The organism is Nitrosospira lacus, from assembly GCF_000355765.4.
GTDB lineage: Bacteria > Pseudomonadota > Gammaproteobacteria > Burkholderiales > Nitrosomonadaceae > Nitrosospira > Nitrosospira lacus.
In genome coordinates this window covers 924207-938111 of the sequence record NZ_CP021106.3, presented here as the reverse complement: position 1 = coordinate 938111, position 13905 = coordinate 924207, and the positions used below count along the sequence as shown (strand labels likewise).

The 13905-nt window shown below is 53.2% G+C and carries 13 protein-coding genes; 5 read left to right on the top strand and 8 right to left on the bottom strand.

Annotation, left to right across the window (positions count from 1 at the left end; translation table 11 throughout):
* Positions 1-37 precede the first annotated feature (37 nt).
* Entirely contained in the window at positions 38-802 is a 765-nt protein-coding gene (locus EBAPG3_RS04185; RefSeq protein WP_004174832.1) for a 3',5'-cyclic-nucleotide phosphodiesterase, read from the bottom strand.
* A gap of 242 nt (positions 803-1044) precedes the next feature.
* Positions 1045-2376: a hypothetical protein gene (locus tag EBAPG3_RS04180; RefSeq protein WP_085921909.1), complete on the bottom strand. Its 1332-nt coding sequence runs from the start codon at positions 2374-2376 to the stop codon at positions 1045-1047.
* A 514-nt stretch (positions 2377-2890) separates the two neighbouring features.
* On the opposite strand from EBAPG3_RS04180, the gene EBAPG3_RS04175 reads away from it, so the two are divergent.
* Genes EBAPG3_RS04175 through EBAPG3_RS04155 form a run of 5 tightly spaced genes read left to right on the top strand, consistent with a single transcriptional unit; the run spans position 2891 to position 6973 of the window.
* Positions 2891-3658, top strand: a complete 768-nt coding sequence (locus tag EBAPG3_RS04175; RefSeq protein WP_004178261.1) for a 3-deoxy-manno-octulosonate cytidylyltransferase — start codon at positions 2891-2893, stop codon at positions 3656-3658.
* A 49-nt stretch (positions 3659-3707) separates the two neighbouring features.
* Positions 3708-4469, top strand: coding sequence for an HpcH/HpaI aldolase family protein (locus EBAPG3_RS04170; protein ID WP_004178257.1), 762 nt, complete (start codon positions 3708-3710; stop codon positions 4467-4469).
* Positions 4466-5404, top strand: coding sequence for a phosphoglycerate dehydrogenase (locus EBAPG3_RS04165; protein WP_004178255.1), 939 nt, complete (start codon positions 4466-4468; stop codon positions 5402-5404). Before EBAPG3_RS04170 ends, EBAPG3_RS04165 begins: the two co-directional genes overlap by 4 nt.
* A gap of 7 nt (positions 5405-5411) precedes the next feature.
* The gene (locus EBAPG3_RS04160; protein ID WP_004178253.1) at positions 5412-6341 is read left to right on the top strand and encodes an NAD-dependent epimerase/dehydratase family protein; all 930 of its coding nucleotides are present in this window, start codon (positions 5412-5414) and stop codon (positions 6339-6341) included.
* The gene (locus EBAPG3_RS04155; RefSeq protein ID WP_004178252.1) at positions 6338-6973 is read left to right on the top strand and encodes an HAD family hydrolase; all 636 of its coding nucleotides are present in this window, start codon (positions 6338-6340) and stop codon (positions 6971-6973) included. The genes EBAPG3_RS04160 and EBAPG3_RS04155 overlap by 4 nt, the downstream gene beginning before the upstream one ends.
* Before the next feature lie 68 nt (positions 6974-7041).
* Here the strand turns inward: EBAPG3_RS04155 and EBAPG3_RS04150 are convergent, their stop codons facing one another.
* From EBAPG3_RS04150 to EBAPG3_RS04125, 6 genes are all read right to left on the bottom strand, one after another.
* The gene (locus EBAPG3_RS04150; protein WP_004178251.1) at positions 7042-8013 is read right to left on the bottom strand and encodes a hypothetical protein; all 972 of its coding nucleotides are present in this window, start codon (positions 8011-8013) and stop codon (positions 7042-7044) included.
* A 245-nt stretch (positions 8014-8258) separates the two neighbouring features.
* Positions 8259-9266, bottom strand: a complete 1008-nt coding sequence (locus EBAPG3_RS04145) for a diacylglycerol/lipid kinase family protein (RefSeq protein ID WP_004178250.1) — start codon at positions 9264-9266, stop codon at positions 8259-8261.
* A 262-nt stretch (positions 9267-9528) separates the two neighbouring features.
* Positions 9529-10593 carry an LPS export ABC transporter permease LptG gene (gene lptG, locus EBAPG3_RS04140; protein WP_004178249.1) on the bottom strand — a complete coding sequence of 355 codons (1065 nt, stop codon included), beginning with the start codon at positions 10591-10593 and terminating at the stop codon, positions 9529-9531.
* Complete coding sequence (gene lptF, locus EBAPG3_RS04135) at positions 10590-11666, bottom strand: LPS export ABC transporter permease LptF (RefSeq protein WP_004178248.1); 1077 nt, start codon at positions 11664-11666, stop codon at positions 10590-10592. Before lptF ends, lptG begins: the two co-directional genes overlap by 4 nt.
* A gap of 38 nt (positions 11667-11704) precedes the next feature.
* The gene (locus EBAPG3_RS04130; protein ID WP_004178247.1) at positions 11705-12547 is read right to left on the bottom strand and encodes a nucleotidyltransferase family protein; all 843 of its coding nucleotides are present in this window, start codon (positions 12545-12547) and stop codon (positions 11705-11707) included.
* Positions 12548-12767: 220 nt separating this feature from the next.
* On the bottom strand, positions 12768-13847 hold the full coding sequence (locus EBAPG3_RS04125) for a hypothetical protein (protein ID WP_004178245.1): 1080 nt from the start codon (positions 13845-13847) through the stop codon (positions 12768-12770).
* Between the last annotated feature and the right edge of the window lie 58 nt (positions 13848-13905).

Genomic DNA, 13905 nt, shown 5'->3' with positions numbered 1-13905 from the left:
TGCAGCCGGGACCGGATCGGAAGCCTATTAGAACTCCTTAAAACTCGAATACCTGCCCGCGCTTCAATTTTTCCGGTTTGAATTCTCCTGCTGCTGTCTGAATTTCCGCCATCGTGGCATCCTCATTGCCGGGTTCCATATGAGTGATCAAAAGACGTACTGCCTTGTTAAGTTGATTTAAACCTTTTGCCAGCAACTCCGGACGCATATGGCCGGAGGCCTCTGCGCCTGCCGTATTGCAGTTGAGAAACGTTGCCTCAATCATCAGGTAGCGCAGATTGCTGATTGCGTTCAGCGCATTCCAGAATGGCTCATGGTAGGTCGTATCACCGCTGAAGACAAAACTTGCATTGCCGCTGTCAAGCTGATAGGCAACTCCGGGTACAGCATGGCGCACCGGTAACGGAGTGATTTTTCTTCCCGATAATTCCACCGTCTGCCCCACAGTGATGGACCGGAATACGACGTAGGGTTTTTCCGGCGAAGGCAGGACGGTGTAATCCGGCCAGAGGCGGAAATTGAACATATCCTGTTTGAGGATGGCAATTGTTTCAGGCAAGGCATAAACCGTGAGCGGCGTATCCCGGCGTGGTCCCGCAACGTCAGCCAGCATCGGCAGCAGTGCAACATGGTCAAGATGGGAATGGGTAAGAAACACCGTGTCCACCCGCAGCATCTGGCACACTGTTAAATCACCTGCGCCGGTACCCGCATCAACCAGAATATCATCGTCCAGCATCAGGCAAGTGCTTCTTAAATCCGCCGCCACACCGCCGGTGCATCCAAGTATGGTTACTCGCATCTTACCCCTCCAATTGATAATACCCTCTTAGATTAACGCCTTGGGTTGAAAAAATTAACCTGAACCGTCAGGTATATGGGTCTGTCCGGCGATACTGCCGAGCGGCTCCGGATGTAGCGCTCACCGTTGTAGGTAGCTAAAGCAATAGACAGCGATAACCGGGGATTCATCTCATTGGCAAACTTTAACAGCCTTTCGAAAGACCTTGCCTGCGAGGCCCTGAGCTCCCATCCATATGGGCGTCATCCACAGGCGAAGTTCACGGCGCGTTCCTCCGGACAAGGCTGATCCCGGCTGGCCCGTGGCCGCACTTGCCCTTCCAGTAGCGCCACGTAGCGGGATAGTACATCCGGGTCCCCCACCTCGATCATTTCCTTCACAAAGCGCTGATGATGCGCTTCAATGTAAAAATTGTCGCAGCCGTGGCTAAGAAATCCTTCGATCTGCCGATATACGTCATCCCGGCAGCGCAGTTCCGTCTCCGGCAGGTATTCCGCCAGGGCGGAGCGGCCCGCATGCAGGTAGTCCCCTGCCAGGACCGGCTTCTTTGCCTTGACCGCTTCAAATACCACCGAGGTGGCCAGGTCAATGATGACGTCCGCCCAGTTCATGAGGTGGATGGAGTGGATGTTGCCCGCCACGCTCACGTTCGCCAGGCGCCGCACAGAGGGGTCCCGGGTCAGGGATTGCTGCCAGCCCCCGCGCGTGTGCGGCTTGATGATCAGTTCCACTCCGGGAAAGCCGGCAACGATGCGCACTACTTCGCCCACTTCTTCCCAGAAGGTGGAGAAGTTGCTCTTCCTCAGAAAAATGACGACTTTGAGCCGGCTCGCCGAACGCGTCAGCGGCGAGGGCGGCATCAGGGTGGCCAGTTTGGCCAGCCATTCGTCGCAGTAGCGCGGCGAGCCCAGGACGGCCAGCTTCCGGTTGTCCATGAAGGGCCGAAATCGCACCGAGCACAGTTCGTTGGGCACTACTACTTTGTCGAATATGCCCGCATTGGCAAATGTGGTGTCGGGCTCCAGGCGCAGTTCCCGCCGCCGGATCAGCTGGCTCGCGTGCGGGCTGTCTCCATGCGGCAGCGATACGGTGCCAAGTCCCATGGCGCGCGCCGTCGAGAGGACTATCTCGACCCATTCCACGCATATGGAGGAGTTCCTTTCTATCCAGTCAAATACCACCACGCCTTCACCGGTCCCTTCATGGGGACTGCCGAAGCTGCGCTCGAGCAGCCGCTGCGCGGTGCTGTGCCACACCGGTGCCCGCCGTCGGGCATCATAGGTCTTGGCCAGGGCCGCCATGACCGGGCCGATGAAGGGGCGCCGCAAGCTGCGGATCAGTATCAGCGTTTGCACAAACCAGCGGGCAAATTCGACCGGCGGCAACAGGTCGCCAATATAGGCCATGCGCACTCCAGCAAGCTTGCGCAGAAATTCAATGCGGTAGTCGTTGCGAAAGCGCGAGTTGCCTATCAGGACAATATCGCACGTGTGCCCCGAACCCATCCACTTGTGGATCACCGGGGTTATATGATCAATGTCGTTATAATGACGAAGAAAAAATAGGGCTTTCATACCCAGGCGTTTAGCTCCGACATGTCAGCAACAGGCAGTATATTCATCATTTAATCGAATAATCAGAATCTTGAGTGACGAAAAAGGGCGTAATTGTACACTCGCAGATATACGTTTACCAGTGTGGTGCGTTTGAGTTGCCAGAAGTATGGCCACCTAAGCCAGGCCAGCGAACTCGATAATGATTGACTGGGCGTCGATCGAAGATGCGTGGATATGCATATTCTAGTCATATGCAATAACACGCAATGGGCATGGCGACACTTGACCATTGCTTTACAACTGTGTCCAACGGGCAAAAAATCTCCGGATATCCACTCCACCGGAGAGCATATTCAGCGATTTCGCAAGGTGGACACTACTTCAAATTATCGCAGAGACTCTCCTCTGATGGTACGATAGCGACCAGAGTGAACAAACTCCATTACCACTGACTCATGGGACTGAACCAGGGGCGATCAAATGGAGAAGAGCATCTCTGCAAATCTAAAACTCCAATGAATGTGAATAACCAATGAAAACAATTGCTGTAATACCAGCACGGATGGGTTCGTCGCGTTTTCCCGGCAAACCGCTTTCAAGACTGTTGGGCCGAACCATGCTGGAACATGTTTACAAACGCGTTGCCCTGAGTAAAGCCCTCGATGCTACTTACATAGCCACCTGCGACGAAGAAATCCGGCGGGCGGCGCAGGGATTTGGCGCTCCCGTAATAATGACTGCTGACACTCATGAGCGCGCCAGTGACCGGGTTGCGGAAGCTGCCGCCGGGATTGATGCGGAACTTATTGTTATGGTACAGGGCGACGAACCGATGACCCATCCGGAGATGATTGACGCCGCGGTCGAGCCATTCCGCCATGATCCGCAACTGGGCTGTGTCAACCTGGTGCGCAGTATCGATAACAAAGCGGACTTCTATGACGTCAACACTATTAAAGTGGTGATGAATCAACAGGGTGATGCCTTATATATGTCGCGGCAACCGATACCGACCGCTCCGGCTTCCACTCAGTCCTCTCAATCGGATTTTGTGCATCCGTGCGCCTACAAACAGGTATGCATTATCCCATTCCGGCGTAAGACATTGATCGAGTTCGCCCGGTTGCCGTCCACTCCATTGGAGCAATTGGAGTCCGTGGACATGCTACGTCTGCTGGAGCATGGTTATCGCGTGAAGATGGTGAGAACGAGCTTCAATACTCAAGCGGTGGACACGCAGGCTGATCTGGAGCGTGTGGCCGGATTGATGGAAGCGGACCCCCTGCTGGGCTCGTATTGAATCAGGTACTCTCCGCAATATATTCAAGTCGTTTTCCTTAAGGAGCACTATGCAATTAAAATCAAAACTGGCCCGGAATGCCCTAACCATCGGCTCATGGGTCACGTTAGGACATCCGGCAATTGCCGAAATCATGGCTGCCGCCGGGTTTGACTGGCTGGTACTGGATACGGAGCACAGCGTTCTGGAACTCAGCGAAGTGCAAATGATGATTCAAGTCCTCGATGGTCAACAGTGTCCGGCAATCGTACGACTGACATCGAATCACCCTGACCAGATCAAGCGGGTTATGGACGCCGGTGCGGCAGGTGTAATGGTCCCCATGGTCAAAACCGCCGCTGACGCCGAAGCCGCGGTGCAGGCTGTTTATTATCCGCCGCGTGGCCGGCGCGGAGTCGGCCTGGCGCGCGCTCAAGGTTATGGCGCACGATTTCAACAATACCGGCAGTGGCTGGAAGATAACGCCGTCATCGTGGTCATGATCGAACATATAGACGCAGTCAACGCCATTGACTCCATTCTTTCCGTTCCCGGCATTGACGCCTATATCATCGGTCCTTACGATTTATCCGGTTCCATGGGGCGGCCCGGCGAACTCGATTATCCGGACGTCGAATCCGCGATAGAACAAGTGCGGGAGGCCGGACACCGGTTAGGCAAGCCTGGAGGCATTCACGTAGTTGAGCCGGATCCGGAGGCATTGCGGCGCAATATTGACGCTGGCTTCAACTTTCTTGGCTATGGTTTGGATATTCGCATCCTAGACACACTTTGCCGGGGTCATATGCGGAATATAAGGGCGACACTATGAGCAAGCTTGTTATTTCCACTTCGTCGTTTGATGTGGACAACAATCTCCATATTCAGCATTTGCAAAGTGAGGGCATGCATATTGTCGGCAATCCCTATAAACGCAAACTAACCGAAGATGAAACTATCGAATTGCTGGGTGCAGATGCCGTAGGGATGATAGCGGGTATAGAGCCCCTGACAGAACGTGTTTTCGCATCCGCAAAAAAACTGAAAGTGGTCTCCCGCTGCGGGAGCGGTCTGGACAGTGTCGATCTTGCGGCAGCAAAGCGCCACGGAATCGCTGTGCTGAATACCCCGGAGGCGCCAGCCCAAGCAGTGGCTGAGCTTACCATGGGTCTGATATTGGCTGCGTTGCGGCGGATATGCCAGATCGATCGGCAGCTGCGTGCGGGAGAGTGGCCAAGAACTCAGGGCCAGCTGCTCGCCGCCCAGTCGGTAGGCATCGTTGGCTTGGGGCGCGTCGGGCGACGGGTTGCCCGTTTGTGCCAGGCTTTTGATGCCAGGGTTGTAGCACATGATTCCTATGTAAACCAGTCACCGCAAGGAATAGAACTAGTATCACTAGAAAAGCTTCTGGCAGAGGCGGATATCATCAGCCTGCACCTGACTTATGACGCTGACACTCACCATTTACTGGATGGGAAGACCATCGCGCGCATGAAGCGCGGTGCCGTGGTGATCAATACGGCTCGCGGCGGCCTTATAGACGAAACCGCCCTCGCTGAGGCCCTCACTTCCGGGCAGCTAGGTGCAGCCGCACTCGATGTTTTCGAGCAAGAACCTTATCATGGTCTATTGATCAAATGCGACAATGCTATTCTCACCTCACACATTGGTTCTCTTGCCAGGGAATCGCGCCATCGCATGGAAGTGGAAGCTGCGGAAAATCTGTGGCAAGGTCTGATTAAAGCTGGCTTAATGAAAGACAGGTAAAACAGGAATGGCTAACGAAATCGCTATCGTGTATGGCGCCAGTGGTTTTCTTGGCAGTCATGTTGCTGACGCATTATCCGCTGCCGGGTACCGGGTGCGCCTGTTTGACCGGTGTCCCTCACGTTATCAGGGTCAGGATCAGGAAATGATCATTGGCGACATCATGGATCTCGATCAGGTGACGGAAGCAGCCAGGGGTGTAGACGTGGTCTATAATTTTGCCGCGATCGCGGATATCGATGAAGCTCATGACAAGCCGCTGGCTACCGCCACGATCAATGTACTGGGTAATATGCACGCGCTGGAAGCCGCCCGTCTCGCCGGGGCTCGCCGCTTCGTCTTCGCCAGCACGATTTATGTTTATTCCGAGTCCGGTTCGTTTTACCGTGCCAGCAAGCAGGCGGCAGAGCGCTTTATAGAAACCTATCATGAGCGCTACGGACTGGATTATAGTATTTTGCGCTATGGATCTTTGTACGGCAGGCGTGCCGATGCCCGCAACGGGATCTACCGGATGCTGCACGAAGCCGTTGAACGGCATTCGATAACCTATCATGGTACCGGTGAAGCGCTCCGCGAGTACATCCATGTGGAGGATGCGGCGCGCATGAGCGTACAGGTGCTGTCGCCGGAGTTCGCCAACCGCCATTTGATCCTGACCGGACAGGAGCGGTTGCGGATCAAGGATGTCATGACGATGATCTCGGAAATCATGCCTTGGGAAATAGCATTGAATTTCGACGAAGGCAATGCGGTGCATCACTATGAGGTAACTCCCTACGCATTTCAACCCCGCATCGGCCGCAAGCTGGTGCTTAACGAGCATGTCGATCTCGGCCAGGGCCTGCTTGATTGCCTCAGGGATATTCACAAAACCATGCATCACTCCAGCGACGATGACGATGCCACACCTTCGGCATCTGCCAACAAAGCATGAAGACCGGGCACTGGCAAGCCATCATTTTCGATTTCGATGGTGTAGTAGTGGAGTCCGGGGACATCAAAACAGAAGCCTTCGGTAATCTCTATCGAACCCATGGGGAAACAGTGATGACTGCGGTGATGCAATATCACCGCGCAAACGGCGGCATGTCGCGCTACCAGAAATTCCATTATTTTCAGGAATATTTATTGGACAGACCTCCGCTGACACCGGATGAAGAGCAACAACTGGATCGACGTTTCTCTGAACTGGTGGTTGAGGCCGTGATTGCAAGCGAGACCGTGCCTGGTGCAGCCGAGCTGATTCGTAAAGAGGCCGCGAGAATACCCTTGTTCATTGCATCCGGTACGCCGGAAGCAGAACTTAATACAATTGTTGCACGCCGGGGCCTTGCATCCTATTTCACCGGGGTATGCGGCTCTCCCACGCCAAAACAAACGCTGATCGGGAATATATTGTCCGGCCATAATCTTCCGCCAGAACGTGTGCTGATGATAGGTGATGCACTGATTGATTATCAGAGTGCCAGGCTTAATAACATCGCATTTTTGGGACGCGTACGGCCGGGAGACAAAAATCCCTTCCCCGCTGATGTGGATATCGTGCCCGATCTAAGAGATCTCTGAACAATCTTCGACGAGTCTTCGATCTTACCAGCAGATGTGCCGCTGGAGGACTTCAGGGTTCCCCGATATCAACGCATCACACCACGCCGCAATAATCGCCAGGAAACCTTGAAACCCCACAGCACAGGATGCCGCCGCAACATGGGTGTCACCTCAACGCGTACGCCGGTATGGCGTTCGATCTTCCATGCCGCATAACTAATGCTGTCGCGAAAGGTAAATGCAGCCTTGGTCAACCTTAGCACGGACAAGACCTTCCCCTGCCAACGGCGTAATCGCCAGTGCCATAGTGAACGCCGATGGCTCGTTTCATCAACCAGCCACTGATAATGCCCGTTCGGCAAGCTCTTCAGCTTTCCCACCAAGGCCGGTACGGCATGCGCAGTCAATCGCGCATAGTCATCCAGATTGATCCGCGCAAGCTGTTGCGCACGCGTTGCCCGTTCAGGCCGCAATTCAGCGGCGTAAGTCTGGGTCAGACCGTTAATCCAGATTGCTTCGGCATCCACCACGGATGAATCCAGTACGGGAAGACTGGACTTGAGAAATGTTACTACCGCACTGGCCAGCGCGTGGTGAATACGCTTGCGGATGATTTCATCGCGCACATACAGCAACCGCGTGGGTTGAGCAAAGCGCGCCCACAGATAGGGGTGAAACCATTGCCGGGTTCCCCGCTCAAAGTCTGCTATTGAAACCACCGCATATTTGGCGCGAAGGCTGTTTTCCTGACTGGATACCTCCAGATAAAATACATTAGGCGGCAGCCATGCATTGAGATAAGCCAGATAACGCTCTGGATAAGCGTTGCTGTAGCTATCCACCACGACGTAGAAATCCACAACCCCTTCACCAACCTCATGAGAACGCAGACAGGATCCATAAAGAAGAACCGCGTCCAGCGACTGGCCAAAGCGTGATTTTAATTCTTCAACCAGAATAAAAAAATCCGCCGGGACCGCTTTTGAGCTTAGCGAAGCCATCTCGGCGACCAGGTCGCTTGGGAGCTGTTGATCAGATAGTGGAGCGTAGTCTGACATCCTGAATCCGGTAGTTGGATGGAGCGAAGTGTGTGGTTTTTGGGGTACGGAACAAGGCGCAATGACGCGGAATGGTCATTCCGTTCCAGGTAGCTGCAACGCAGCCATGGGCCGCAAATATTATGCAATTCGCTTCGTAGCAAACACTCACCAAAAAGGTGGAAATCTCAGGGTTCAAAACATCTTTGTGCATCATCGTGCTAAACAAAAAAATGAGTGATTGCCTGCCGCTTTCAGAATCATGATTATGAGTTCACGCTGCCGGCTCCCAGGAAGATAATCGGACCGGCCCCTGTGATGCGCAATGGCCCATCCTCGCTTGATGCCCGGTAGGATTCACCGTCGACGATGTAATCGTCATCTATAAGCAGTTCCAGCACTTCGGTATTGAAACTATGATAGCCATCTTGTTCCTTAAGGACCTCCCCGCGACCTGAAAGTAGCGTCAATAACGAGCGTAGCGGACGCTTCCGCTTTTGCCGGACACAAGTGACATGAAGCGGTTCTCCCCCCCGTCCCCAGTACGGACGCATGCCGAACAAAAGGCGATCGAGCGTGCTGGCAAACAGAAACGAATACGTTCCGCGGAGGGTTTCGCCATTTTTCTGGATAATCGACATCTGAACTGGCGCCCAGGCACCTTCCCGGCGCCCGAGCAGGACTCCGGCGAAATAGCCGAGCGTAATGATGGCTGAATAGATTTCCCCCGTAATACCCAACTGCTTGATTCTACCCTGAGAGAATATTACTGCGCGGGCAATTAGGCCGAGACCGAAAAACATTCCATAAACCTTGGCTGTGCCCGCTTGTTCAATACACAAGACATGACGCCTCAACAATATGGGTGAAGTTTGTTTTAGCAGGCATTTGCTTAACTCTCGCAGAATATGCTCCGGCCTGCCGTGAATGCCCAGATCCAATGCAGTCATATTGGTTGTGCCGCCAGGGATGATTGTTAGAACAGGCCATTTGCCCATTGGCCGGGTTGTAAATAGATGGTTCAATACCGCCTGCACGGTCCCGTCCCCGCCAACGACTGCCAGCAAATCGATTCCTGCGAGCAAGAACGCGTCAACCGATGCGCAAATCTGCGGCCCATTCGTCACTTCCTGGCAGATTGCACCGGGAATTTTGATCAGCTCACCTTTTATCGCATCTTTACGCTTGCGAATGCGCCCGCTGAGAGGATTGAAAAGAAACCCAACGGTTGCCGTTCCTTCTCTTAAGCTGTCAATTCGTGACTGTTCTATCATTCAACTTGATGGTACCGGCTGAAATTCCAGACAGCCCGCTATCCTCTCCCGTGTTATCGGCTCACTATCGCACCGGTATAGACTCTCCTGGATACGGCAGCTGGACAGATCGCCATCCGATTGATCGCTGAATCCGGAATCACTGGAATATATCCCTGGTGCGAGCCAAGCCGCGCAGATTACAGTATTTGCGGGTTAACTGCCATAGCAACAACTCGTGCGGAAACGAATACTCGCGCTTGCTCATCGAAACTACGGAGGCCTAAAAAATCCGCCGCAGCCAGAAATTAGCCAGAATGATCAACAATAACCCCGGTGAGAGCGCGGTGAATGCTGGATTCAAATGCAGTAACAATCCGGCATTCGCGATAATCTGATCAAGAAGATAAACGCTGATGCCAAGCATGGATGCGAGTACCAACTTATTGCCAAGGCCCGCCCGTACCGAGCCGAATACAAAGGGGATGGAAAGCAGCAACATCGCGATTGTTGTCAGCGCTCCACCTGCCTTTCGCCATAGAGCCAATGCATAAGCGTCTGCCTCCTGACCAGTCGCACGCAGGAAACGAACATGCAGAAATAACTCGATGGGAGAAAGACTCTCCGGTGACTTTGTCAGCGTCGATATATCATCCGGATTCAGAAATGATCTCCAGCTCATCGATGCTTTGCTCATGGATTCAATACGTTGTCCCGCAAATGTCTTGATAGTGACATCGCCTAATTCCCACAGACCATCAGCAACGAGATCCGCATATTTGGCATAAGTATAGGTTAGCAGGAACCCATTATCATCAAAATGCATGACTTCTATATCCACGGCCTTTTTCGCATGCAGCATCTCACCGATACGAACTATATTCCGCTCATCCCGGGTCCAGATACCCAGATGCTTGCCAAGCGCCGCACTCTTGTCAAGCGCGACCGCGCGGGACGAGATAGCCCGCTGCTGAAGTTGCGGCGCAACAAATTGTTCCAGTACAGCAATGAATAACAGGAGAATCAGTCCGACTCCCAGTGGCGCAAGACTGATACGAATGGGAGAAATACCTGCCACCCTTAATGCCGTCAGTTCCGAGTTAACAGCCAATCGTCCTAGCGCGATGACGTTCCCCAGCAGCGTAATAAAAGGCGCAAGTTGAACAAATCTGCGCGGCAACAATAATGCAGTGTGCAGAAATGCATCCTCGACGCGATAGGTCCCCTTCCCCACGTCGTCAAGCTGATCCAGCAAGTCGAGAAAACTGAATAATGGCAAAAGCACCGCGGTAGCGATGCCCAGGCCCATCAATACCTGGAAAGCCAAGTAGCGGTTGACTATCGTCATCGGCGGGGGAACAACTTCCGCCAGTAACCAGGTGACAGCAAGCCGAGCGCAACCATGGACATCAAGGCATAAAGCCACCAGACACCAGGTACTCTACCAATGGTTCCCTGCTCCACCCATGTTTGGGCCAAGCCACTCAGGATGTAGTAGATCGCGAAAACCAATGCCGCGGCATAATAAGTTTTTTCACCCTTATCCTGACGGGGTGAGGCACGGCTGAACGGCACGGCAATCAGTGCCAGCAGAATGGTGGCAATGGGGCGTGAAAGCCGCCACTGGAATTCCGCAATATCGCGTGGCTGATCAGATTCCTGCAACGCCTTGGTGGAGGCAGCCTTGCGTTTGTAATCCAGTACGTTGCCGCTATCGGTAAAATATACCAGCTTCTCTAAATGGACTACCGTGTCTCTCATTTCAGAATGCATCAGCTGGTATGCGGCGCCATCAAGCAGGTGTATCTGGGGACGTTGGCGAGCTGCCGGCTCCTGCGGATGGATTTCCCTGGCTATAATAATCTCGCTGCTGTCTTTTTTTCTGATGTAATGAAACACATCCTTCATCTCCTTGCCGGCGCTATCCTTGGTCTGAAGATAAATCACCCTGCCGCTGTTTTCGCTTCCATAGAAACGCCCGGCTTGGAATCGATCCATGTTTAATTCAGCTTCCGCCTGCGCATTCAGAATATAGCTTTCTTCATAGGCCCATGGGCGCACGAAAATAGAGAGTACACCGCTAATAATTCCCACGGGGATGGCAACGATGAGTATGGCATAAATTATGCGGTCATCGCTGATACCGGCGGATCGCAATACATTAATTTCCTGATCCCTGTTCAGCCGTCCAAGACCCATGACGATAACAACATAAAGAGCGATTGGCATCAGCACTTCCAAGGCAATCAGCGTCCTTAGCAATACCAGCTTCAGCATGGCGGTAACACCAAGCGATTCTGTAACCGCCCCGGCCAGGAAGCGGGCGCTGCTGAAACTCGAGAATAATGCCGCCAAAATGACAATCACCACCGTAAACGGTGTTAACAATTCACGCGTAATATATCGTTCTATTATTTTCACGGATTCTTCCCGCCACTTCGTGCTGGAACGGCCACACGCTATGAAAGCCGGCCAGGCGAGTCTGTTTTCTCTTGAGCAAGCGGCACCGCTCCCGCCAGGACAGATTCCACGAGCAGCATGTCCTCAACCTTGTCAACATCGACACCAGCTTGGGGAAAAGGCAAAAATACCGGCTGCACCTTGATCCCGGTCTTGGCCGAAACGGCCTTTAGTCCGCGGGCGAGCGTCAATAACCCAAATAGGTACAAGAGTACAGCCATGAGACCAAAAGTCTGTGCGATCAATTGTCCCGGATGTTTGCGCAGATCTTCCGCTCGCTGCCAGAACGACACCAGGCCCCGGCCACGAGGGTTAAGAAATGCATAGAGATTACAGCCGCAGACGCCACCATCCTGCAAACGTATGACGGTTCGTTTCACCCCGGGAAATGCAGCTGCGACATCTTCATATTTGACCACTCCCACCGTGGCGTCGCTACCCGACTTTTGCGATTCATCCAAAAAATAGCGCACAATTGAAGACGTCAATAAAGCATGATCGGCTGTCGTCAGTAACACCGGAGAGTTCTGATCGATATGCGTGAGTCCGCTATCGGCGCTGCGGCTGGGAGAATCCAGATTCGGCAGCCAGATGACACGCCGGCTTGCGATTCGCCTTTCAAGCTCGGGGCAGCCCGGGAGCGCGGACTTGGGTGGACCGCATACAATAATCGTCTTCACCCTATCACTGGCTTCCAGCGCATCCAGCACGCGAATGATCATCGGCGTTCCGTGGATGGGTGCAAACGCCTTGCAGGCCACGCCTGTTTCAGCCGCGACCGGGTCACCTGCTGTCCGATCTGCGGCCAGCACGATAGCGGTAAATTGATCAACTTTATTCATCGCGGGCTTTAACCAGATAATCCATTAGACAGCTCTCCGAGCCTGCCCAAATGCTGGCAGTCAGTTTGCGGCCATTTCCGCCGCTTGCCCGGTTCCCATAGTCCAAGCCATGGACTTCTTCCAGCCGACAAAACCATCTCGCAACCTGCCTCACCATCATCTCGCGTCCTATTGATTATCTGGATTTAACTCTCATACTATGGTGTCTGTCATATATCGATTACAAGGTCTTGCCAAAAATCCGGTAACGTTTGTACTGCCGGCAGCCCAGGTAATCCAGAATTCCCCGCATTGCCTTGTTATCCTCAAGTATCCATGACAGTTCAACCGCCTGGATTCCCCTGGAAAGCCCTGCCTGCCGCGGCGCATCGATTACCATAATCGCCAGCGCCATGCCGATCGGCGAACTCTGAAATTGCTTGCGTACCCCCATCAACGGTATCCGGCCGGTACGAACTCCTCTGGATTTAAGGTATTTGATCATTCGAATCCACCCGAACGGAAACAAACTGCCATTAAGCTCCGCGAATATCTCGTTAAGATTGGGCAATCCCGCCATGAATGCCGCCGGGCGACCGTCAACCTCGGCAATCTGAATAAACTCGTCGGGTACGAGTAAGCGAAGACTGCTGCCAAGCTCGGCAAACTCGGCCTCGGTAAAAGGAACGAAGCCCCAATTCTCCGACCAAGCATCATTGAATATATCACGCAATATTTCCATCTCTTCGTCAAATTTGTCACGGCGTAGTTTCCGTAACCGTACCTGTTTGGAAAATCTTTCAATCACATTGCTCATCAATCGGGGCATCTTATGGTCAATCTCCGCCCAATAGGCAAGCAGATCCTTCAGCGGTTGGTAGCCTTGCTCTTCAAGTAATTTACCGTACCATGCGCGTGAATGCGGCATCATCACCATCGGTGGCGTATCAAAACCCTCTACCAAAACACCACACTCCTGATTGATGGATAAATTGAACGGTCCGCTGATATGCCTGGTATGCCGGGCAGCCAGCCACTCCTCGGCGGTGCGCACAAGCGCCGCGAAAACCTCCGTGTCATCTATGCCTTCCAGCAAGCCAAAATGACCGGTATCCGCACCATAGCGCTCCCGGTGCAGCTGATCAATTTGAGCACTGATCCTTCCCACGGGCTGATTATTTCGATATGCAATCCATGCTTGCCATTCCCCATGCTTGAAAAACGGATTAAATCTGGAGAAATGCAGGCGCCGCTCCAGACGCAGGGGAGGTACCCACATCGGGTCATCTGCATAAATGCGCCATGGGATATCGATAAACATTCCCATCTCACGATAATTTGTGACCGGACGCACAACTACAGTGCCCCATATCGATAGA